Below are 20,684 nucleotides of genomic sequence, written 5' to 3'. Positions count from 1 at the left end.
GCCAAAACGACCGCATCCCCGGCGGCGGGCCGGGGATGCTGCAACGTTCCGTCGCCGTTTGACCCGCCGCGGCGTCAGGCGGTGGCGACGAGCTTGGGGCGCTGGTCCTCCACGAAGCCCGACTCGGAGAACAGGCGGAACGCGGTGGGGCGGAACCCGATCGGATCGCCGACCGCGATTTCCTCGCTCGCCGGCACGTCGATCTCGACACGCCGCCCGATGCCGGCGACGGCGACCTCGAGCCGCCGCACACCGGCGATCCGCCGGCTCGAATCGACGACGCCGGAAATCGCGCCGCCGGGCTCGGTGAGCGCGACCGAGTGTGGCCGGAAATAGAGTTGCGCCGGTCCGCGTCCGGTCGCGCGCAGTCCCGTCGGGCGGCCGGCCACGAGGACGTTGCCGGACGACAGCGTCACCGGAAGCTCCGACGCCTCGCCGATGAAGCCGTGGACGAACGGCGTCGCCGGCGCGTCGTACACCTCGTCCGGCGTGCCGACCTGCTCGATCCGCCCCGCACGCATCACGACGACGCGGTCGGCGAGTTCCAGCGCCTCCTCCTGGTCGTGGGTGACGAAGACGGTGGTGTGGCCGGTACGGTCGTGGATCTCCCGCAGCCAGCGGCGCAGCTCCTTGCGGACCATCGCGTCGAGCGCGCCGAACGGCTCGTCGAGCAGCAGCACCTTCGGCTCGATCGCCATGGCGCGGGCGAGCGCCACGCGCTGGCGCTGCCCGCCGGAAAGCTGCGACGGGTAGCGGTCGCCAAGCCCGGAGAGCTGCACGAGGTCGAGCAGCTCCAGCGCGCGGCGGCGCTGCTCGGCGTCGCCGGGCCGTTCGCCGCGCGGGCGCACCTTCAGGCCGAAGCGGATGTTGTCGAGGACGCTCATGTGCCTGAAGAGCGCGTAATGCTGGAAAACGAAGCCGACCTTGCGATGTTGGACGGGCGTATAGGCCGCGTCCTCGCCGCCGAGCATGATCTGGCCCGACGTCGGGAACTCCAGCCCGGCGATGAGGCGCAGGAGCGTCGTCTTGCCGGAGCCCGAGGGGCCGAGCAGGGCCACGAGCTCACCCGTCTCGATGTCGAGCGAAGTGTCGTGGAGCGCGGGGAAGCGGTCGAATTCCTTCGACACGGAGCGGACGGAAACGCTCATCTTGCGGGTCTCCCTGGCCGGGCGGCGGTGCGGTGCACCGCGGGGGCGTGAGTGGGTCGGGACGGGCCGGACGACGGGGGCCGGCGCGGGCTCTTCGACGAGCAGGCGATGCCAGGCGCTATCGTCCATCTGGCAGGAGAGGCGGTGCAGGAGGGACATGCGCGCATCGATCATCGCTCCCCCCTGCGGCCAATGCCGCTGCGGGCCTCGAGCGCGGTCTTGAGGATGAGGGTGACGAGCGCGAGGAGCGCCAGCAGCGAGGCTACCGCGAAGGCGGCCACGAAGTTGTATTCGTTGTAGAGGATCTCGACGTGCAGCGGCATCGTGTTGGTGAGGCCGCGGATGTGCCCCGACACGACCGACACCGCGCCGAATTCCCCCATCGCGCGGGCGTTGCACAGCAGCACGCCGTAGAGGAGGCCCCACTTGATGTTGGGGAGCGTGACGTAGCGGAACGTCTGCCAGCCGGACGCGCCGAGGGAGAGCGCGGCCTCCTCGTCGCCGGTCCCCTGGTCCTGCATCAGCGGGATGAGCTCGCGCGCGACGAACGGGAAGGTGACGAAGAGCGTCGCCAGCACGATGCCCGGCACCGCGAACAGGATCTCGATCCCCGCGCTCTTCAGGAGCGGCGCCAGGACGCTGCCCGATCCGAAGAGAAGCACGAAGACGAGACCCGAGATCACCGGCGAGACCGAGAACGGCAGGTCGATGAGGGTGATGAGGAACGTCTTGCCGCGGAACTCGAACTTGGCGATCGCCCACGCCGCCGCGACGCCGAAGACGCAGTTGAGCGGCACGGCGATGGCGGCGACCGTGAGCGTCAGCCGGATCGCCGCGAGCGCGTCCGGTTCGGTGAGCGCGGCGAGGTAGGCGCCGACGCCCTGCCGGAACGCCTCGCCGAAGACCGCGGCGAGCGGCAGCGCCAGGAACAGCGCGAGGAAGCCGATCGCGAGACCGAGGAGGACGGCGCGCGTTCCGGCCCCTTCGGTGACGGCCGCGTTGGGTGCCAGCCGCCGGCGGCCGATGGCGAGCGACGGGCCGGGGACAGCGAGGGTGTCAGTGGCCATAGCGCTTCCGGCTCCAGATCTGGATGGCGTTGATGACGAAGAGCATGGCGAACGCGATGGCCAGCATGATCGCCGCGATCGCGGTCGCCGCCGGAACGTTGAACTCCTCCAGGCGGATGACGATGAGGAGCGGCGCGATCTCCGACACGTACGGCAGGTTGCCGGCGATGAAGATCACCGAGCCGTACTCGCCGACGCCGCGGGCCAGCGCCAGGGCGAACCCGGTCAGGATCGCCGGCGTCAGCGCGGGAAGGATCACCCGGCGGATGGTGGCGGTGCGGCCGGCGCCGAGGGTGGCGGCCGCCTCCTCCACCTCGCGGTCGATCTCCTCCATCATCGGCTGCACCGTGCGCACGACGAACGGGAGCCCGACGAAGACCAGGGCGAGGACGATGCCGATGGGCGTATAGGCAATCTTGATCCCCAGCGGAGCGAACAGCGCGCCCACCCAGCCCGTCGGCGCATAGATTGCGGTCAACGCAATGCCCGCGACCGCGGTCGGCAGCGCGAACGGCAGGTCGACGATGGCGTCGATGACCCTCCTGCCGGGGAAGCGGTAGCGCACCAGCACCCACGCGACGATCACGCCGAAGACGACGTTGACGAGCGCCGCGACGAAGGCCGTGCCGAAGGAGAGTTTCAGCGCGTTGAGCGTCCGCGGATCAGACGCGATGGTCCAGAACTCGGTCCAGCCGAGCCCCGCGGAGTGTATCGCGAGGCCCGACAGCGGGATGAGCACCACGAGGCCGAGATAGGCCAGGGTGAAGCCGAAGGTGATCCCGAAACCCGGGATCACGCTCGGCCGACGGAACCGCCACCCGATCGGCGCGGCGGCGGATGCGGGAACGGCGAGGCTCATGGGTCAGCTGCCCGGCCGGTAGATCTGGTCGAAGACGCCGCCGTTGGCGAAGTGCGTCTCCTGCGCGTTCTTCCAGGAGCCGAAGACATCCTCGACACGGACGCGCCGGACGTCGGGGAAGCGCGCCAGCTCCGCCGCGTCGACGAGATCCGGGCGGGCGGGGCGGTAGAAGTTCTGCGCGGCGAGCGTCTGGCCCACGGGCGAGTAGAGGTAGTCGAGATAGGCCTCTGCGACCTCGAGCTTGCCGTTCGGCTCGGCGTTGCCGTCGACCACCGTCACCGGCGGCTCGGCGAGGATCGAGACGGACGGGACGACGATGTCGAACTTGTCCGCGCCGAGCTCCTCCAGCGACAGGTACGCCTCGTTCTCCCAGGCGAGCAGGACGTCGCCGATGCCGCGCTGGCTGAACGTGGTGGTGGCGCCGCGCGCGCCGGTGTCGAGGACGGGCACGTTCTTGTAGAGGGCGGTGACGTAGTCCTTCACCCTGGCCTCGTCGCCGTCGAACTCCTCCAGCGCCCAGATCCAGGCCGCGAGGTAGTTCCAGCGCGCGCCGCCCGACGTCTTCGGGTTCGGCGTGATCACCTCGATCCCCTTCTGGACGAGGTCGGGCCAGTCCTTGATGTCCTTCGGGTTCCCCTCGCGCACCAGGAAGACGATGGTGGAGGTGTAGGGCGTGCTGGCGTTCGGCAGCCGGCCTTGCCAGTCGGCGGGGATCTTGCCGGTCGCCTTGACGATCTCGTCGATGTCGACGGAGAGGGCGAGGGTGACGACGTCGGCCTCGAGACCGTCGATCACGGCGCGGGCCTGCTTGCCCGATCCGCCGTGCGACATGCGCACGGTCACGCGCTCGCCCGTCTCTTCCTTCCAGTGCTCGGCGAAGGCGGTGTTGAACGCTTTGTAGAGCTCGCGTGTCGGGTCGTAGGAGACGTTGAGAAGGGTCGTGTCGGCGAGGGCCGCAGTCGTGGCGACGCTGAGCGCGGTCGCGACGAGAAGGGCAGTTCGCAAGCGGGGCATACGGGGCCTCCCAATGGAATGCCCTTAAAACCTACCTGTTAGGTGGGAATTGTCAACATGCGCCGTCGATCCCGCGAATTCACCGGTTCGAACAATGACTTATGCGGCGGCGGAGACCATGAACTGGGCGAGATCGTCGTCGTCGGTGGTGATCGCGTCCTCGATCGTGGCGCGGTCGAGCACGGCGCGGGTGGCGCTGGTGACGAGCTTGAAGACGCGCCGCACCTCGCAGCTCTCCTCGTCCGTGCATCCCTCGCAGCGGCGGTAGGCGACCTTGGACAGGCACGGCAGCGGCGCGAGCGGCCCGTCGACGATCCGCAGCACCTCGCCGAACGTGATCTTGTCGGCCGAGCGCAGCAGCATGTAGCCGCCGTCCCGCCCGCGCTTGCTGGCGACGAGCCCGTGGCGCTTCAGCTCGAGGAGGATCTGCTCCAGAAACTTGCGCGGAATGTCCCGCTTCTCGGCGATCTGCACCGTCGTGATCGCCTCGCCCGGCTCGAGCCTGGCGAGAACGACAAGCGCCTTGAGCGCGTACTGGGCCTTCTGGGAGATCATGGTACCGGTCGTGATTGGGGCGGACGTCGGAGATGCTGCACATATCTCCCTTAACCCAATCTGGTTACCGGATCTTGGCAATTCCAGTGTTGCGCACCGGGCATGGATGGCACTTTTGGTCACGATAAGCGTGATCGAACCGTCATCGCATTGTGGTCGCCCGGCCGCTAAGGTGCGACGATCCACCTCCCCAAGCGGCCCGACCGCCGTGCCTGCCGGACTTCCAGTGCGCCACTTGCAAGCTGCCCGATACAACCGCCGATGCCACGGTATCGTGGAATGACGACGACCGCACCCGCGCCGGACGCCCTGTGGCGAAGCCGTCATCGCGTCATCTGCGCACTCGGCGTGACGCAGATCCTCTCCTGGGGCACGACCTATTACCTGCTGGCGGTGCTCGCCAAGCCGATCGCTGCCGCCACGGGGTGGGGCTACGGCTGGGTCATCGGCGGGCTGTCGCTGGGCCTCCTCGCCTCCGGTCTGGTGTCGATCCGCGTCGGCCGGCTCATCGACGACCGCGGCGGGCGCCCGGTGCTCGCGGCAAGCTCGGTGCTGATCGCGGTCGGCCTCGCCGCGCTCGCCATGGCGCCGAGCCTGCCGGTGTACATGCTCGCGTGGCTCGTGCTCGGCACCGGCATGGGCGCAGGGCTCTACGACGCGGCCTTCTCGACGCTCGGCCGGCTCTACGGCGCGCGCGGCCGCAGCGCGATCACGTCGCTGACGCTCTGGGGCGGGTTCGCGAGCTCGGTCTGCTGGCCGCTCTCGGCGTTCCTGGTGGATTCTGTCGGCTGGCGTGGCGCCTGCCTCATCTACGCGGCGGTGCAGATCGCTGTCTGCCTCCCGCTCCACCTCTTCGCGATCCCCGCGGAAGCGCCGCGTGAGCGCTTCGTCCCCGCCGATGAGCCCGCCAGTCCCAGGCCCCGGGCGGCGCCGGCGCGCACGCGGCTCGTGGTGCTTCTGTCGGCGATCATCACGACGATGGGCATCGTCGCGGTCACCTGGTCGGTCCACCTGATCGCCTTCCTGGAGGCGCAGGGGATCACGGTGGCGGCCGCGGTGACGCTCGGCGCGCTGGTCGGCCCGGCCCAGGTCGGCGCGCGGGTGATCGAGATGCTGGGCCGGGGGCGGCACCATCCGATCTGGACGGCCACCGCCGCCGTGCTCCTCGTCGCGACGGGGATCACGCTCCTCTGGGTCGTCTTCCCGATCCCGGCGCTGGCGCTGGTCGCCTACGGCGCGGGGAGCGGCATCTTCTCGATCGCGCGCGGGACACTGCCGCTCGCCCTCTTCGGTCCCGACGGTTATGCGCGGCTGATGGGCCGGCTCGCGACCCCGACGCTGATCGCGCAGGCCATCGCTCCCTCGGCGACGGCGCTGCTGCTGGAGACGGCCGGCGCCTCGGTCACCCTCGGTGCCCTCGTCACGCTCGCGACGCTGAACATCCTCGCCGTCATGCTGCTCTGGGTGCTGGCCCGCCCGCGCAGCGCCGGCGCCACCACCTGAGCAGGTGTTCGGCGCGCCGGGGGCGCGCCGACGTTGCCGTCAGCGGCGGGCAATCGCCACATGCTGGTCGCTCAGCAGGTCGTCGATGCGGTCGCGCTCGGCACCGAAGGCGACGAGCTGCTCGCCCGACAGCTCCTTGCCGCGGCGCAGACGGATCTTCAGCGGGTTCACCGCGCGGCCATTGATCCGGATCTCGTAGTGAAGGTGCGGGCCCGTCGAATAGCCGGTGGAACCGACGTAGCCGATCACCTGCCCCTGCTTCACCGTCACCCCGGGCTTGATGCCGTCGGCGATGCGCGACTGGTGCCCGTAGACGGTCTGATATCCGTAGCGATGGTCGACGGTGACGTGACGGCCGTAGCCGCCGCTGGTCCACCCGGCCTGTGACACGACTCCGTCCGCCGCAGCATAGATCTGCGTGCCGCGCGGCGCCCCGTAGTCGACGCCGTTATGCATCCGCACCCGGTGGTAGATGGGGTGGCGGCGCGGCCCGAACGTCGAGGTCAGGACACCCCGCGCGACGGGCTTGCGCAACAGGAAGCGGTCGCCGGTCCGCCCGTCGGGGTCGTAGTAGTCGACCGTGCCGTCGTCGGACTTGAAGCGATAGAACCGCTGCTCCGTCCCCGACACGGTGAGCGCCGCGAAGAGGAGCTCCGCCGGCCCGTCCGCCTCGCTGGCGACCTCGGAGTGCATGACGGTCAGCTTCTCGCCCGGCCGCACCGGCGCGTTGAAGTCCACCTCGTTGGCGAAGGTCGCGACGAGGATGTCGCGCACCCGGTCCGGCAGGTTCTGGTTCACCGCCGTCTGGTAGAGGCTCTCGTAGAGCGTCGGCGTCCGGTCCTTCGGCGCCGCCACCTGGAGGTCGGCGACGTTCGGGGCGGGCCCGGACGGCGCCTCGCCCAGCACGAAAGTGCCGCTGTCCGTCGTCGCCACCGTCGCGACGTGCGTCTCGCCGCTGTAGATCGAGAGGCGCATCGGCCGGCGGTGATCATCGTCAACGATCTCGAAGATGACGTGGAGCGTCTGGCCCGTCGTCAGGGTACCGACCCCGGCGTCCGACAGGACCTTGTCGATCGCCTCGACGTCCGAGGACGACACGCCGCTGCCGATGAGGATCTTCGACAGCGTGTCGCCGGGCTGCACCAGTTCCAGGAGGTCGTTGCCGTCCTCGTCGTCGCCCTCCTCCGCGCTCGACTTGGCGAGGGCGGAGACGTTCTCCGGGATGAGGACGATGTTCGGCGCCGAGGGGATCGAGCGGGGGACGAAGAAGTCGTCGCCGTCGACCGCGTAGGGCGTATCGGCCTCCGGAGCCGACGCGACCTCGGCGTACTCGTCCGGCAATTCGTCGCTCACCTCGTCCTGCACCTGGCGGGTGACGTCCGCGTCGTCGAGGTCGAGGTCGTTCTCGAACGCGACGCCGGACTCGAGCGGGAAGTCGGTCACCGAGACCTTGATCTCGCCGTCGACCTGCTGGTTGGTGATCGCGTCCGGGGCGTCGTCGCTGGCCTTGGTCTCGGTCTCGATCAGGTCCTTCAGGTTGAACTTCGGGACCTCGCCGATCTCCTTGCGGTCGAGCACTAGGCTGGCGTTCACCAGCACGTAAGGCTTTTTCGCGATGATCCGCTCGTCGCCCTGCCGCACCACCGTCGACACGTCGATGACCCGCCGCGACGACACGGGCTCGTCGGTGGGACGGATCCGGTCGCCCTTGCGGGCGAGCACGCGCGGCTCGACGTCGGCGGGGCTGACGAGCGGCGCTGCGGCGGCGGAGATGACGTAACGGCCGTCGAGCGCGGCAAAGAGTGCGCCGCCCATCAGGGCGGTGGACGTGACTGCGGTGACCACGGCACCGAACAGCCATCTGAGGCTGATGCCGCGTCGGGAATAGCGGGACGGGTCGTCGTCCCCCAGGACGAGCGGCGGCTCGTCCCCTAGTTCGAAGCTCTTCAGACTGCGGTGGTCCTTCGGCACGACCGCTCCTTACTCATGGGCACACTGCTGCCTCTATTACAGCCGGCATTCCCGGCCCGGCAATGGAGGGCAACCGGGTACCGGACAACCGGAGATGCATAGCCCGGCTTCCGGGCCGAGCCCCCGCCCCCGTCCGCTTCAGCTTCCCGGCGTCGCGCCCGACCCGCCATGCCGGTTGCGGTGCGTGGCCGCCGGCGCGGGCGGCGCGGTCCCGCCGGTCGAGCCGCGCCACCAGTCGATGCGGTCCATCAGCTTGCGCCAGAGCGTGCGGTCGTCGACCACCGACGGCTCGATGATGACCGTCGTGGTCGCGCCGTTGACGAGCGGGATCCCGACCGGGCGCGCGTCGAGCGTGATCTCCACCGGGACGCGCTGGGCGAGCCGCACCCACTGGAACGAGGGCTCCGGCGCCTGGAGCAGCGTGGTGGAGGTGTCCTCGCTGTAGGCGATGCCGGCCGCGATCCCGCTCACGTGCCCCTGGACCACCTCGCCGTTGGCCATGAAGCGCACCCGCGCCCGGTCGCCGGTCCGGATGCGCGCAAGCTGCGTCTCGAGGAAGAAGGCGTCGATACGGAAGGAGTTCGTGTCGACCATCGCGACGATCGCAACACCCGCCGTCGCGTAGTCGCCGGTGTCGGCCGCGAGGTTGGTGACGATGCCATCGACCGGAGATCGCATCTCGGTCCGGTCGAGGTTGACCTGCGCCACCTTGAGCGCCGCGTCCGCCGCCTTCACCGCCGCCTCGGCCGACTTCGTGGCGAGGTCCGCGTTGATGATGTCCACCGCCGCGACCGAGATCGACCCCTTCTGCTTCAGCTGGTCGTAGCGGGAGGATTGCTGCCGCGCGATCTCGAGGCTCGCCTCCGCCTCGTCGCGCGCGGCCTTCGCCTGCTCGAGGGCGAGCTGGTAGTCGGTCTGGTCCACGGTCAGGATGAGGTCCCCCTTCCTGACCGCCATGTTGTTGCGCACGGCGATGTCGACGATCTCGCCGGAGACCCGCGGCGCGGCTTCCACGATGTCGGCACGCACGTGGGCATCGCGGGTCCACGGATCGTGGAAGATCCCGTTCCAGACGAAGAGACCGGCGTAGATGGCGCTGATCGTCAGCACCGTGGTGAAGAGGAGGCGAACGATGATCATCGGCTTCTCAAAAATCCGGTGCGAGCCAGGAGACGACGCCGAGCATCACGACGTAGAGCGACAATCGGGCGAGCGCGGGGTGGAAGAAATAGGACCAGTAGCCGAGGCGCAGCATCAGCGCATCGACAAGGTACCAGAGGATCGCCGCCACGACCGCGCAGGCGAGCAGGCTCGGATAGAGCATGCCGATGAACGACATCTCATGATGCATCGCCGGCCTCCCGCATACGGGACAGTTGCCCGGTCGACAGGATCGCCGCCAGCAGTTCGCCTACCGCCGTGTACCGCAACGCGTCCACCCGCGCCTCCTCGTCGAGATCACTGTCGGCGAACACCGTGCGCAGGGTGCCGCGCATCTCGCCGAACACAACGCACTCGGCGGGGCCGCTGCGCCGCTGCGCGGCCTCCAGCACCGTCGACCGCAGCCGCGGCCCATAGGCGGCGAGCCGTGCCGGGAGGTGCCCACCGCCCTCCAGCCGCTCCTGATGGTAGAACTCCCCGCTCGCGATCAGCGCGGCGCGCGCCCGGATGCGAAGGTGCACCCCGTCCGGGTCGTTCGGCGACACGCTGAGGCCGAGGTCGGCCAGGACGTCGATGAACTGCTCCAGCAGCTTGTTGTCGCCGAGCTCCCGTCGCGCGGCCTTGCCCAGAAGGTCGTCGGTCGCGCGGCGCAGGTGGCGGCGCACCCACCCCGCGTCCTCCGGGAAGATCAGCGTCAGCGCCGAGACCACCGTCACCGGCATGAGCGTGAGGGTGACGAGCGTGTTGACGAGGCCGATCGGGCTGAAGCTCGGCGTGTTCTGCGGCTGGAAGCCGACCGCGATCGCGAGGACCGAGCCGATGGCGAGCGGCAGGTGCTGCGGCTCCCTGGTGACGTAGAAGATCGCGAACACCGCCCCGCCGAGGATCAGCGCCAGGGCCCCGAACCCCTCGACGTTGGGGAGCAGCATCATCAGGACGAGCGCGAACACGCCGCCGCAGGCAAGTCCCTTCGCCATCGTGATCGCTCCGCCAATGCGCAGCGCGCGCGGCACGATGGAAGGGAAGATGAGCGTGATCGCCGAGCCGATGAGCGCCAGGATCTGGCCGCCGGGCCAGGCCGTCGCGATCCAGACCGTCGTCAGCACGAGGAATACGAGCGTCGGCCGGGCGGCGAACTCGAGCGCGCCGATGGGGTCGAAGTAGCGCCGCGCCATCGGCGCCATCTTCTCGTAGGGCAGCGAGGGATCCACAAGCGCCGCCTCGGCCCGCATCAGGTCCTCGACGGCGAGTGCGAGCTGGCGCATGCGGTAGAACGCGGCGCCGAGGCGCAGCGCACGGTCGGAGAGGTCCCCGCCCGCCGGCGGCAGCACCTGACGCGGGTGGACGGTCTCGGCCACGCGCGCCATCTCGTCGGCCGCGGCGAGGAACTCGGCGGCGCCGACATCGTCGCCCGGCAGGCGGTCGATCGCGTCGGCGAGGCGCAGGCGCGCGTCGCGGATCTCCGCATCGTCCGCCTCGTCCGGGACGTGGTTTAGGGCGAAACGTCCGGTCTCGGCGCGGATCGCCACCCGGTTGATCGCGTTCATCACCGCCGTCATGCGGGGCCGCAGGTGGTTGCGGCGGGTGCGCTCGTAGGCGAGCGCCCGGAGCGCCGTGTTGGCGGCGGAGATCGCCGGCAGCACCTCCGGCTCGTAGCCGAGGCTGGGGCCGAGCTCGCCGCGCAGGATCCGCCCGGTCAGGCTCAGCGTCGCCTTGCGCGCCGTGCGCAGCGCATCGGCCGCCTGCCCCGAGATCGAGCGGGGGAACACCACCAGCATCACGATGAAGACGACGATGACGGGGATCGCCGTCTCGGTGGTGCGCGCGAGCGCCAGCGAGAAGGCGGCGTCGACGTTGGGCCCGGTGTCGATCACGATGATCAGCGCGACGAGGCCGGCGCTGCCGTAGGCGTAGACGTCGAGCCCGGCCTGCATCTGCCCGAAGAAGGCGACCATGAAGATGAAGATCGCCACCGCGATGATCACGGTCTCCGGCATCTGCCCGAAGAGGACGGCGAGCAGGAAGCCCGACGCGCAGCCCAGCAAGGTCCCGCCGAGCCGCCCGGTGGAGCGCCACACCGTGGACCCGCCGTCCGGCCGGACGATCAGCGGGATGGTGATCAGCGCCCAGTAGGTGTGGTCGAGGTCGAGGAGGAAGGCCGCGTAGAGCGACAGCACGGTCACGAGCGCGACCTTGAAGGCGTACGTCGCGTGGGCATCGGCGATGCGCGCCTGCATCCGGTTCAGGCGGGCCGACAATCCGGACGGCGGGGCGCTCGTCAAAGAGGTCGACATGGCGCACGGCCCCTTTCCTGGTTCGAGAGTGTCATGGCGCGAACGTCATGGCGCGAACGTCATGGAGAACTTGCCGATGGCCCACCGGTATCATGCCCCACGAAACCGGTGCTTGCACCGTCGCGACACAATCGCCCCCAACTCCCGGCCCGCCGACCCCGCGTCCCGGCGCCCGGGTCCAGGCGGCATTCTCGCCAATATGACCCGCCGATCCGCAGGGTTGGAGCTATGCCTTCGGATGGGATCCATGCACGACCGGCATCCCCGACGACCGGCCCCGACCCGCGCCCGACGTGCGTCCGGCTCCGCCGAAGACGTTCCCCGACCCGGTCATTCGAGAGTATCCGTGCAAACTCAGGGGCCTCCCGCGACGGTCCTCGTCGCCCGACGCATTCGTCACGGGCTCGGAGCACCTCCCTCGATGTGCTGCGTTTCACGCGCGTCGGAGGCATGCCGGCCGCCGGCGGGAGACACTCGGCGTCTTCCGTATGGGGACGACACCGCCCCGCACCGGCTCGGTGCCGATCACGGCACCCTGTTCCCGCCAGTTGCCCGTGGGGACCCGCGCGCGTCCCCGGCGGCGGTCAGGATTCGCTTTCGAAGCGTTTCACCAGCTCGGGCTTCAGCACCTTGCCGAGTGAGCTGCGCGGCAGGGCGTCGATGAACCGGATGTGCCGGGGCACCTTGAACGAGGCCAGGCTCTCGCGGCACGCCGCGCGGATCGTGTCGGCATCGACGTCCGCGGCGATGACGTAGGCGGCGATCTCCTCGCCCATCTCCGGCGACGGGACGCCGATCACCGAGGCGTCGGCCACACCGGGCACCTTGAGGATCACCTCCTCGATGTCACCCGGATAGATGTTCACCCCGCCGCGGATGATCATGTCCTTCGAGCGTCCGCGCAGGAAGAGGTAGCCCGACGCGTTCCGCATCGCGAGGTCGCCGGGGTAGAACCACCCGTCACGGAAGGCCTCGGAGCTGTCGCCGCGGAAATAGCTCGCCGGCGACGAGGGGCTGCGGTAGCGCAGCTTGCCCGTCTCGCCGGCCGCGAGCGGCGTGTGGTCGTTGTCGACCACCTCGATCTCGACGCGGAAGCAGCCCCGACCGACGGACTGCGGCTCGGCCTCGAACTCCTCCGGCCCCATCACCGTGACGCTTCCGCCCTCGGTGGAGGCGTACATCTCGTAGAGGTTCGGCGTGATCCGCTCGCGGATCGCCCGGCGTTCCTCCATGTAGAGCGCCGAGCCGCTGGAAATGAGGCAGCGCAGGGTCGGCATCGCCGGTCCCTCGCCCGCGACGCCCAGCACGCGGCGCAGCAGCGTCGGCACGAGGAAGAGCGAGGTCCCGCCGATCGCGTTGACGAAGGCGACGAGATCCTGCGGCTCATAGGGCGGCGAATAGAGGTGGACCGTCCCACCGGCGTAGAGCGTGCTCATCGCGAACCCGCGCCCGCCGCCGAAGTAGAGCGGCGTCGCGGACACGAAGCGGTCGTGCGCGTTGAAGCCGAGGTTGATGAAGTGGGACATGTACCGCACCTCGAACTGCCCCTGCGTCAGCCGCGGCCCCTTCGGCAGCCCGGTCGTGCCGGACGAGAGCGAGAGGATGAACGGCGTCTCGTGCCCCACCCGCGGCTCGCGGTAGGGCGCCGCCCCGCCGCCGAACCAGGCCGGGTCGAACTCGCTCCAGCCCTCGGCCAACTCGCTGCCGGGTTCGACGAGGACGTGGTCCGCCGCGAAGTGCTCCGTCACCGCCCGCTTCTCGGTCAGCGACCAGCGGCAGTCGACCGGCAGCGCCGTGGCGCCGATCCGCGCCAGCGCCAGCAGCATCAGGAGATGTTCCGCGTGATCCTTCAACGCCACGGCCGTGAGGTCGCCGTAGCCGATCCCACGCGCTGCGAGCGCGTGGCAGGCGCCGTCCACCGCGGCGTCGAGCTCGGCGAAGGTGAAGGTTCGATCCCCGTCCACCAGCGCCGGCTTCGTCGGCCGTGACGCGGCGTGGATACGGAACACCTCGGACAATGACATGGACTCTAGCCTCTCTGGGGTGCCGACGGAACGCGGACGGCAGGCCCGCCGCGCCTCGACGAAGTTGTCGCGCAGGGATGGGGACGCGCGCGCCAGGGGATCCGGCCGGCCCTTGGAAAGCCGGCCTGCCGCGCGGCGGCGGGGTCGTCAGGCAGGACGCGGCGCGCCGGGGACCGCTCACCCGTGGTCCGAACCTCGACGCCCTCTGCCTTCATGCGATCCCAGCCGGTGCCGACCGACTGCGACGTCACAGCCTGTCCCAAAATTCATACTTGGCTTGTTTTATGCATAATACATCTCGCAGGGAAGAGGCCACGCCGCTTTTTGGTGTCGCGAGGCCACCGCCCCGGGGACCGGACCGCCCGGCCGCCGGCCCATGGGGCGACGCGGTCCGCCACCGGCCGCGACCGGTGCCGGGTGTCCGGCGAAGGGCCGAAAACAGCCTGTAGGAGCCGGCGTTGGAGTGCGGATGATGGCGCAGTCGGTCAGGCTTCGGCGGGTCGAGGCACGGCCCGGGTCGCCACCGGGCAGAGTGCACGAAGCGGCGGCAGTCGCCAGACCCGAGCCCCCGTTCGCTGGCGGAGGCGGTCAGTTCGCAAGCGGGGACTCGCGCAGCGCGGTCGCCACAGTGTCGCGCACGAAGGCGGCCGCCTTCTCGCCGATGACGGACCGGCGCCACAGGTCATGGGCGAGGTCCATGTGAAGCTCCACCGCCTCGCGGGCGGAGGTGATCATCGAGACCCCGTTGCGAAGGCTCGGCCGCGCGCCGAGGCGGAAGGGGCTGATCGTCAGCGTGGTCGATCCCTCCCGCCGGGCCAGGCTGAAGCTCGTGGAGGGCAGGCTGTCGAACAGGACACCGATCTGGTTGTTGAGCGGCGGGCGCTCCAGCATCTGCGCAAGCTGTTCCAGTTCCTCAAGCGCGATGCGGCGGTGCGTCTGCCGGTCGTCCAGCGCGAAGTTCGCCCCCTCGCCGAAGCCGTGGACCGCGAGGTGCTCCACGTCGGCCGCCTCGACGATGTTGGTGAATGCCGGCGGGCGGGCGCGGAACGCCCGCTTGCGCCGCGCCAGCACTTTCATGAGGTTGGCGAGCGCCTTCTCGTTGGCGGCGCGGTCGCCGTGGATCAGGGGGTGGAAGTCGGCGAAATAGCGCATGAGCGCACGGTCCCATGCGTCCCCGGTCAACAGGTAGGCCGGGCCGAACGCCACGAAGAGCCAGTCCGCGGACGCCTCAAGCTGGCGCAGCCGCTCGAAGAACTCGACCGGATTGGTCGCATACTCCACGCTGACGCCGAGGAGGGCGCCGACGGAGATGTTCATCATCCGAGCCACCCGCTCCAGAGTCTCGATCCGCTGGATCCCCTCCTTCTCGAAACGGTAGACAGCCGCGCGCGACAGGCTGAGACGGTCGGCCACCTCGTCCACCGTCAGTCCCGATCCGACCCGAAATGCCCTGAGGCGCTCGCCGATCCGGACCGCTTCCCTGCTGACAGAGTGCTCCATCCTCATCCCCCGCTCCGGAGTCTACGAAATCGAGACTCTTCGCGAGGACAGCAATTTCGGGACCACCCTGGCCTTTGTAGCCTCGCACATCTGGTCAGGACGTTGCGGGAGGTCGGCGTGGGTGCGGTGGACAGGGCTTCGGCCGATCCGGCGATGCTGGACCCGCGACTGCGCCTCGAGCGACGGCTGGAGCGGATCGCGGCGCGCGAGCGGCACGTCAGGGCCTTCGTCTGCCACGACGCCGACGCCGCCAGGCGGATGGCCGAGGCGTCGGGCACCCGGCTCGCCGCCGGCCGGGCGCTTTCCGCGCTGGACGGTGCCGTGCTGGGCGTCAAGGACGTGTTCGAGACCGCCGATTCGCCGACCACCTGCGGCAGCCCGATCCTTGCCGGTTTCGAGGCGCGGCGCGATGCGGCCGCTGTCGCGGCGCTGCGGCGCGCCGGTGCCGTCGTCCTCGGCAAGACCGTGACGACCGAGTTCGCCGTCGGCGCGGCCGGGCCGACCCGCAATCCCGTCGCGCTCGAGCGCTCGCCGGGCGGCTCGTCCAGCGGATCGGCCGCGGCGGTCGCGGACGGGATGGTCGACATGGCCCTCGGCACGCAGACCCAGTCCTCGACCCTGCGGCCTGCCTCATATTGCGGCATCGTGGGGTTCAAGCCGTCGTTCGGTGCGGCGCCGATGGGCGGCGCTCACCCCCTCGCCCCGTCGATGGACACGATGGGCCTCCTCGCGCCAGACGTGACGACGGCATGGACCCTCCTGCGCGTGCTGTGCGGCGAGGCGTGGCCGGAGCCGCTGGAGGCGGTGCGGCCGGTCCGCGTCGCGCTCCTCAAGACCGCCGGGTGGGCGCACGCGGACCCCGGCGTGCTCGACGCCTTCGCACGCGCGGTTCGCGCCATCGAGGCGGCGGGCGTCGCGGTGGTCGACGGCATGGTGGGCGGCAGGGAGGCGCACGACGCCGCCGCTCTCGCCGCGCTCGAGACGGAGCTTGCCGACGCGGACACCGTCTCCGAGGACATCCTCGCCTACGAGATGGAGTGGCCCTTCCGCGCCTACGACGAGGCTCACCCCGGCATGCTCGGCCATCGCGTGAAGGCGCTGGTCGACCTCGGGCGCGCCATCGACCCCGACCACCATCGCGCCAACCTCGTCCGCCGCGAGCGGATGCGGGCGCGGCTGACGGCCCTCGGCGGCAACGTCGACGCCGTCCTGACCCTCGCCTCGCCGACCCCGGCGCCGCTGGGCTCGGAGGCCGAGGGGCCGCCGCCCGGCGCCCGCAGTTTCTGCGTGCCGGCCACGCTGATGGGGGCTCCGGCCCTGTCGCTGCCGGTCCTGTCGCTCCCGGTTCCGTCGGTGGGCGAGGCTCCCCCGGCCGCTCTTCCCGTCGGACTTCAGGTCATCGCCCCGCCCGGCCGCGACCGGCACCTCGCCGCGGTGGGACGATGGCTCGAACGCCACCTCTCCCCCGCATCCTGACGACCAACCGAGAAGGACACCTTCATGCGCATTCTGCCCGCTGTCGTCGTCGCGTCGATGATCTCGACCGGCGCATACGCGCAAACCTACGACCTGCGCGCCCTCGGCAACTTCACCGGTCAGCTGCAGAGCAGCCAGGTCGAAGTCCCGTTCTTCGAGCACTTCGGCGAAGAAAGCGGCGGCACGTTCAACGTCACCTTCCGCACCATGGACGAGGTCGGCCTCAAGGGCTTCGACGCCCTGCGCCTCACCAAGCTCGGCATCTTCGACGTGATGGCGATGCAGCTCGGCTACGTGAGCGGTGACGAACCGTTCCTCCTCGGTCTCGACCTGCCGGGCATCGCGCCGGACGTCCAGACCGCGCGCAAGGTGGTCGAGGCCTACCGCGAGCCCTTCTCCAAGCGGCTCGAGGAGCGCTACGACGTCGTCACGCTCGCCCTGTGGCCCTATCCGGGCCAGGTCTTCTACTGCAAGGACGAGCTCTCCGGCCTCGAGGACCTGAAGGGGCGAAAGGTCCGCACCTTCACCCCGGCGATGGCGGACCTCGTGACGGAGTTCGGCGGCATCCCCGTCTCGCTCGCCTTCTCCGAGGTCTACCAGGGCCTGCAGCGCGGCGTGGTGGACTGCGCCATCACCGGCTCGCTCTCCGGCAACACCGCCAACTGGCACGAGGTGACGGACTACCTCTACCCGCTCTCCATCGGCTGGGGCATCCAGGCCCACGTCGCCTCCAAGGCCTACATGGACAAGCTCTCGCCCGAGGCGAAGCAGATCCTCATGGACGGCCTCAAGAAGATGGAGGAGGACATGTGGGTGCTCGCCGACGTCACCTTCGAGGACGGCATCACCTGCAACACCGGCGGTGCGTGCGAACACGGCGTCCCGGCCAAGATGACGCTGGTCGAGGTCCCCGAGGGCGATCCGGAGAAGCTCCAGGCGGCGATCGAGAACGTCGTGCTGCCGAACTGGGGCAAAACCTGCAACGCGAGCTTCCCCGAGTGCACCGCGATCTGGAACGATTCGATCGGCCAGGCGATCGGCGTGACGATCAATTGAGCGGCCATCGGCCAGACGCGCGGGGGTCCGGCACGTCCGGCCCCCCTGCCTCCCGGCGGCCGCTGGTGGAGGTCGCGGTCGAGGTCGCCGCGCTGGTGGCCGGCTGGTCGCTGGTCGGCCTCTCCCTCCTCATCGCGGTGGAAGTGGTCGGCCGCAAGTTCTTCGCCTTCTCGCTGCAGGGGGCGGACGAGATCGGCGGCTACGTCCTCGCCCTCTCCTCCGCGATCGGCTTCTCCTACGCCTTCGTGACGAAGGCCCACATCCGCATCGACATCGTCCACAAGCGCCTGCCGATGACGGTCCGCGCGATCCTCAACGTCCTCGCGCTCGCGCTGCTGACGGCGTTCGCGGCGATCCTCGCCTGGCGCGCCACGGCCGTCGCGATGGAATCGGCCGCTCTCGACGCGCACGCACCGACGCCGCTCGCCACCCCGCTGGTGTGGCCGCAGTCGATCTGGGCTGGCGCGCTCGTCGTCTTCGCGCTGCTCGCCGGCGGGGCGACCCTGCGCGCCGCCGCCCTCCTCCTCACCGGCCGCGCGCTCGAGGTGACGCGCCGCTACGACATCGCGTCGACCACCGCCGAGGTGGAGGACGAGATCGACGCCGCGCGCCAGCGTCTGGCCGCCACCGACCCGCGAGGGACGCCATGATCGACCCGCAGACCTTCGCCATCCTCTTCCTGGTCGCCCTCCTCGGACTCGGGGCGCTCGGCGTGCACATCGCCGTCATCATGATGGTGATCGCGCTGGTGACGGCCTGGGCGACGCTCGGCACGGGGGTGGTCCTCAACCTCGGCAACCTCGGCTGGAGCGTGCAGACGGACTTCATCCTCGTCGCCGCGCCGCTCTTCATCCTGATGGGCGAGATCCTGCTGCGCAGCGGCATCAGCGACCGGATGTACAACGCGCTGGCCGCCTGGACCTCGCGCATCCCCGGCGGCCTCCTGCACACCAACATCGCAGCGAGCGCGATGTTCTCGGCCACGTCCGGCTCGTCGGTGGCGACCGCGGCGACGATCGGGACGGTCGCCCTCCCCGCCTTCCAGGACCGCGGCTACAGCGAACGGATGGCGCTCGGCTCCCTGGTCGCCGGCGGCACGCTCGGCATCCTGATCCCGCCCTCGGTCAACCTCGTCGTCTACGGCGCGATGACGGACACCTCCATCGGCCGCCTGTTCGCGGCCGGGCTCGTCCCCGGCATCCTGATGGCGCTGCTCTTCAGCCTCACCATCGTCGTCTTCGCGCTGGTGCGGCCGCAGATCGCCGGCGCGGGCGAGGCGCGCATCGCGTTGCGCGACCGGGTGTGGCTGCTGAAGGACCTGATCCCGCCGCTCGCCATCTTCGCGCTGGTGATGGGCTCCATCTATTTCGGTTTCGCGACGCCGACGGAGGCGGCCGGGCTCGGCGTCGTCGGGGCGCTGGTGCTCGCCGCGCTGCACCGCCGGCTGAGCGTCGCGATGCTGCACGCCTCGTTCCTCTCGGCGCTGAAGACGACCGCGATGGTGCTCCTCATCGTCCTCGCCGCCTTCTTCCTCAACTTCGTCATCAGCCTCCTGGGCGTACCGCAGGCGATCGCCCGCTGGATCGCCGAGCTCGGCCTCACGCCGATGCAGACGATCCTCCTCCTGGTGGTCATCTACATCGCGCTCGGCTGCGTCCTCGAAACGCTGTCGATGATCGTCACCACCATCCCGATCGTCACGCCGCTGGCGGTGTCCCTCGGGTTCGACCCGGTCTGGTTCGGCATCTTCCTCGTCATCATGGCGGAGCTGGCGCTGGCGACGCCGCCGGTGGGAATGAACCTCTTCGTGGTGCAGGGCGTCAGGCCGGGCGGCGGCAGCATCAACGACACGATCATCGGCACGCTGCCCTTCCTGGCAGCGATGCTCCTGACCGCCGGGATCCTCATCGCGTTCCCGGAGATCGCCCTCTGGCTTCCCAATCGCCTCTTCGACTGACGGACCCCACATGCCCACGACACACGTCAACGGACGCCTGATCCACTACCGTGAATGGGGAGAGGGCGAGACGAACGTCATCTTCGTCCACGGCGGCTTCGGCAGCTCCGCCAACCTCTGGGCCCGGACGGCGGCGGCACTGCCGCCCGGCGTGCGGGCGCTCGCGGCGGACATGTTCCTTCACTCCGACCCGCCGCCCAAGGGCCACTCGGTGGAGGGGATCGCCGACCACCTCGCCGACTTCGCCCTCGCCATGGGCGCCGCGCCGGCAACGTTCGTCGGCCACTCGATGGGGGGTGTCGTGTGCCAGCTCATCGGCGCGCGGCGGCCCGAGGTGGTGCGCCAGCTCGTGCTGGTGACAACCGGACCCAACGTGCGCAACCACGGCGTCGCGCTGATGCTGATGGACCAGCTTCGCGAGCGCGGCCGCACGCGCGAGAACATGGACGAGATCGCCCGGCACTGGTTCAAGACGATTCCCGACCGGGAGGCGTTCGAGCGCTATGTCGACGACAGCATGGAGGCACCGCTGGAGGCGATGCTCTCGGTCCAGCAGAGCCTCATCGACATGGACACGACGCCCGAGCTCGCCAGGATCACGGCGCCCGTCCTGGTAACGCACGGCGTCCACGACCACGGCCGCACGATGGACCATGCCGAGCGGCTGATGGCCGGCATCCCCGACGCCCGCCTCGCCCTCTTCGAGGAGAGCGGCCACGCGCCGATGTGGGAGGAGGCGCCGAAGTTCAACGAGACCCTCCACGCCTTCCTCCGTCAGCCGGCAGCCTGACACCATCACACCGGAGCCCCCCGGCCACCGCCAGAGGCCGGGGCACGGCCCCGCTCGCCCTCAAGGACGCCGAGGCGCCCCGTCTGCGGCACCGACCGAAGCTCCGGCGGCGCCGTCCGGGCGCCGCCCTCTCTCGCCCCGGCGAATCGCTACTCCGCGATCCCCCGGTGCGCCGAACGCCCGACCGGTAGCCAGCGGGCGAGGCGCCCCTGAGGGCCGGATTTTTCCCGGCCCTCACGCGGCGCCGGCCGCTCGCTCCCGGCCCGCATCCGCGCGCTACACCAAGCCAACCGCGACAATGCATTTTCG

At 70.1% G+C, this 20,684-nt stretch carries 17 protein-coding genes; 6 read left to right on the top strand and 11 right to left on the bottom strand.

From position 1 onward, the window contains the following. Window positions 1-74 precede the first annotated feature (74 nt). The 5 genes from DLJ53_RS11175 to DLJ53_RS11155 all read right to left on the bottom strand — a co-directional run bounded on the left by DLJ53_RS11175 (window position 75) and on the right by DLJ53_RS11155 (window position 4,643). Window positions 75-1,148 (bottom strand): sulfate/molybdate ABC transporter ATP-binding protein, encoded by a 1,074-nt coding sequence (locus tag DLJ53_RS11175; RefSeq protein WP_111346242.1) that lies wholly within the window; start codon window positions 1,146-1,148, stop codon window positions 75-77. Between the two features lie 170 nt (window positions 1,149-1,318). Then, the gene (gene cysW, locus DLJ53_RS11170) at window positions 1,319-2,215 is read right to left on the bottom strand and encodes a sulfate ABC transporter permease subunit CysW (protein ID WP_111345177.1); all 897 of its coding nucleotides are present in this window, start codon (window positions 2,213-2,215) and stop codon (window positions 1,319-1,321) included. Continuing rightward, window positions 2,205-3,074 (bottom strand): sulfate ABC transporter permease subunit CysT, encoded by an 870-nt coding sequence (gene cysT / locus DLJ53_RS11165; RefSeq protein ID WP_111345175.1) that lies wholly within the window; start codon window positions 3,072-3,074, stop codon window positions 2,205-2,207. The genes cysW and cysT overlap by 11 nt, the downstream gene beginning before the upstream one ends. 3 nt (window positions 3,075-3,077) lie before the next feature. Beyond that, window positions 3,078-4,088, bottom strand: coding sequence for a sulfate ABC transporter substrate-binding protein (locus DLJ53_RS11160; RefSeq protein WP_111345173.1), 1,011 nt, complete (start codon window positions 4,086-4,088; stop codon window positions 3,078-3,080). A 99-nt stretch (window positions 4,089-4,187) separates the two neighbouring features. After that, the gene (locus tag DLJ53_RS11155; RefSeq protein ID WP_111345172.1) at window positions 4,188-4,643 is read right to left on the bottom strand and encodes an RrF2 family transcriptional regulator; all 456 of its coding nucleotides are present in this window, start codon (window positions 4,641-4,643) and stop codon (window positions 4,188-4,190) included. Between the two features lie 279 nt (window positions 4,644-4,922). Here DLJ53_RS11155 and DLJ53_RS11150 point away from each other — a divergent pair, with 279 nt between their 5' ends. Next, entirely contained in the window at window positions 4,923-6,146 is a 1,224-nt protein-coding gene (locus DLJ53_RS11150) for an MFS transporter (RefSeq protein ID WP_111345170.1), read from the top strand. 39 nt (window positions 6,147-6,185) lie between these two features. On the opposite strand, the gene DLJ53_RS11145 is transcribed toward DLJ53_RS11150, so the two are convergent. The 6 genes from DLJ53_RS11145 to DLJ53_RS11120 all read right to left on the bottom strand — a co-directional run bounded on the left by DLJ53_RS11145 (window position 6,186) and on the right by DLJ53_RS11120 (window position 15,096). Continuing rightward, window positions 6,186-8,117, bottom strand: a complete 1,932-nt coding sequence (locus DLJ53_RS11145) for a M23 family metallopeptidase (protein ID WP_111345168.1) — start codon at window positions 8,115-8,117, stop codon at window positions 6,186-6,188. Window positions 8,118-8,255: 138 nt separating this feature from the next. Next, a complete protein-coding gene (locus DLJ53_RS11140) occupies window positions 8,256-9,257 on the bottom strand; it encodes an HlyD family secretion protein (RefSeq protein WP_111345167.1) in 1,002 nt (333 codons plus the stop codon). Window positions 9,258-9,264: 7 nt separating this feature from the next. After that, a complete protein-coding gene (locus DLJ53_RS11135; RefSeq protein ID WP_111345165.1) occupies window positions 9,265-9,468 on the bottom strand; it encodes a DUF1656 domain-containing protein in 204 nt (67 codons plus the stop codon). Next, a complete protein-coding gene (locus DLJ53_RS11130; RefSeq protein ID WP_111345163.1) occupies window positions 9,458-11,572 on the bottom strand; it encodes an FUSC family protein in 2,115 nt (704 codons plus the stop codon). Before DLJ53_RS11130 ends, DLJ53_RS11135 begins: the two co-directional genes overlap by 11 nt. A 584-nt stretch (window positions 11,573-12,156) precedes the next feature. Further along, window positions 12,157-13,596 carry a class I adenylate-forming enzyme family protein gene (locus tag DLJ53_RS11125; protein WP_111345162.1) on the bottom strand — a complete coding sequence of 480 codons (1,440 nt, stop codon included), beginning with the start codon at window positions 13,594-13,596 and terminating at the stop codon, window positions 12,157-12,159. A gap of 588 nt (window positions 13,597-14,184) precedes the next feature. Then, window positions 14,185-15,096 carry a helix-turn-helix domain-containing protein gene (locus DLJ53_RS11120; RefSeq protein WP_162409134.1) on the bottom strand — a complete coding sequence of 304 codons (912 nt, stop codon included), beginning with the start codon at window positions 15,094-15,096 and terminating at the stop codon, window positions 14,185-14,187. 117 nt (window positions 15,097-15,213) lie between these two features. Here DLJ53_RS11120 and DLJ53_RS11115 point away from each other — a divergent pair, with 117 nt between their 5' ends. The 5 genes from DLJ53_RS11115 to DLJ53_RS11095 all read left to right on the top strand — a co-directional run bounded on the left by DLJ53_RS11115 (window position 15,214) and on the right by DLJ53_RS11095 (window position 20,375). Further along, window positions 15,214-16,572 carry an amidase gene (locus tag DLJ53_RS11115; protein ID WP_146619933.1) on the top strand — a complete coding sequence of 453 codons (1,359 nt, stop codon included), beginning with the start codon at window positions 15,214-15,216 and terminating at the stop codon, window positions 16,570-16,572. A gap of 24 nt (window positions 16,573-16,596) precedes the next feature. After that, window positions 16,597-17,628, top strand: coding sequence for a TRAP transporter substrate-binding protein (locus DLJ53_RS11110; protein WP_111345156.1), 1,032 nt, complete (start codon window positions 16,597-16,599; stop codon window positions 17,626-17,628). 65 nt (window positions 17,629-17,693) lie between these two features. Continuing rightward, window positions 17,694-18,278, top strand: a complete 585-nt coding sequence (locus DLJ53_RS35165; RefSeq protein WP_162409132.1) for a TRAP transporter small permease subunit — start codon at window positions 17,694-17,696, stop codon at window positions 18,276-18,278. Then, on the top strand, window positions 18,275-19,585 hold the full coding sequence (locus tag DLJ53_RS11100; protein WP_111345153.1) for a TRAP transporter large permease: 1,311 nt from the start codon (window positions 18,275-18,277) through the stop codon (window positions 19,583-19,585). The genes DLJ53_RS35165 and DLJ53_RS11100 overlap by 4 nt, the downstream gene beginning before the upstream one ends. 10 nt (window positions 19,586-19,595) lie before the next feature. Continuing rightward, window positions 19,596-20,375, top strand: a complete 780-nt coding sequence (locus DLJ53_RS11095; RefSeq protein ID WP_111345151.1) for an alpha/beta fold hydrolase — start codon at window positions 19,596-19,598, stop codon at window positions 20,373-20,375. The last annotated feature ends 309 nt before the right edge of the window (window positions 20,376-20,684 follow it).

The organism is Acuticoccus sediminis, from assembly GCF_003258595.1.
GTDB lineage: Bacteria > Pseudomonadota > Alphaproteobacteria > Rhizobiales > Amorphaceae > Acuticoccus > Acuticoccus sediminis.
The sequence above is the reverse complement of the archived record's forward strand: the minus strand, read 5'-3'. Positions and strand labels throughout refer to the sequence as shown.

Coding starts and splice junctions, on each gene's coding strand:
- DLJ53_RS11175 (WP_111346242.1), bottom strand. CDS start 1,148: ATGAGCGTTTCCGTCCGCTCCGTGTCGAAGGAATTCGACCGCTTCCCC.
- cysW (WP_111345177.1), bottom strand. CDS start 2,215: ATGGCCACTGACACCCTCGCTGTCCCCGGCCCGTCGCTCGCCATCGGC.
- cysT (WP_111345175.1), bottom strand. CDS start 3,074: ATGAGCCTCGCCGTTCCCGCATCCGCCGCCGCGCCGATCGGGTGGCGG.
- DLJ53_RS11160 (WP_111345173.1), bottom strand. CDS start 4,088: ATGCCCCGCTTGCGAACTGCCCTTCTCGTCGCGACCGCGCTCAGCGTC.
- DLJ53_RS11155 (WP_111345172.1), bottom strand. CDS start 4,643: ATGATCTCCCAGAAGGCCCAGTACGCGCTCAAGGCGCTTGTCGTTCTC.
- DLJ53_RS11150 (WP_111345170.1), top strand. CDS start 4,923: ATGACGACGACCGCACCCGCGCCGGACGCCCTGTGGCGAAGCCGTCAT.
- DLJ53_RS11140 (WP_111345167.1), bottom strand. CDS start 9,257: ATGATCATCGTTCGCCTCCTCTTCACCACGGTGCTGACGATCAGCGCC.
- DLJ53_RS11135 (WP_111345165.1), bottom strand. CDS start 9,468: ATGCATCATGAGATGTCGTTCATCGGCATGCTCTATCCGAGCCTGCTC.
- DLJ53_RS11130 (WP_111345163.1), bottom strand. CDS start 11,572: ATGTCGACCTCTTTGACGAGCGCCCCGCCGTCCGGATTGTCGGCCCGC.
- DLJ53_RS11125 (WP_111345162.1), bottom strand. CDS start 13,596: ATGTCATTGTCCGAGGTGTTCCGTATCCACGCCGCGTCACGGCCGACG.
- DLJ53_RS11120 (WP_162409134.1), bottom strand. CDS start 15,096: ATGGAGCACTCTGTCAGCAGGGAAGCGGTCCGGATCGGCGAGCGCCTC.
- DLJ53_RS11110 (WP_111345156.1), top strand. CDS start 16,597: ATGCGCATTCTGCCCGCTGTCGTCGTCGCGTCGATGATCTCGACCGGC.
- DLJ53_RS11100 (WP_111345153.1), top strand. CDS start 18,275: ATGATCGACCCGCAGACCTTCGCCATCCTCTTCCTGGTCGCCCTCCTC.
- DLJ53_RS11095 (WP_111345151.1), top strand. CDS start 19,596: ATGCCCACGACACACGTCAACGGACGCCTGATCCACTACCGTGAATGG.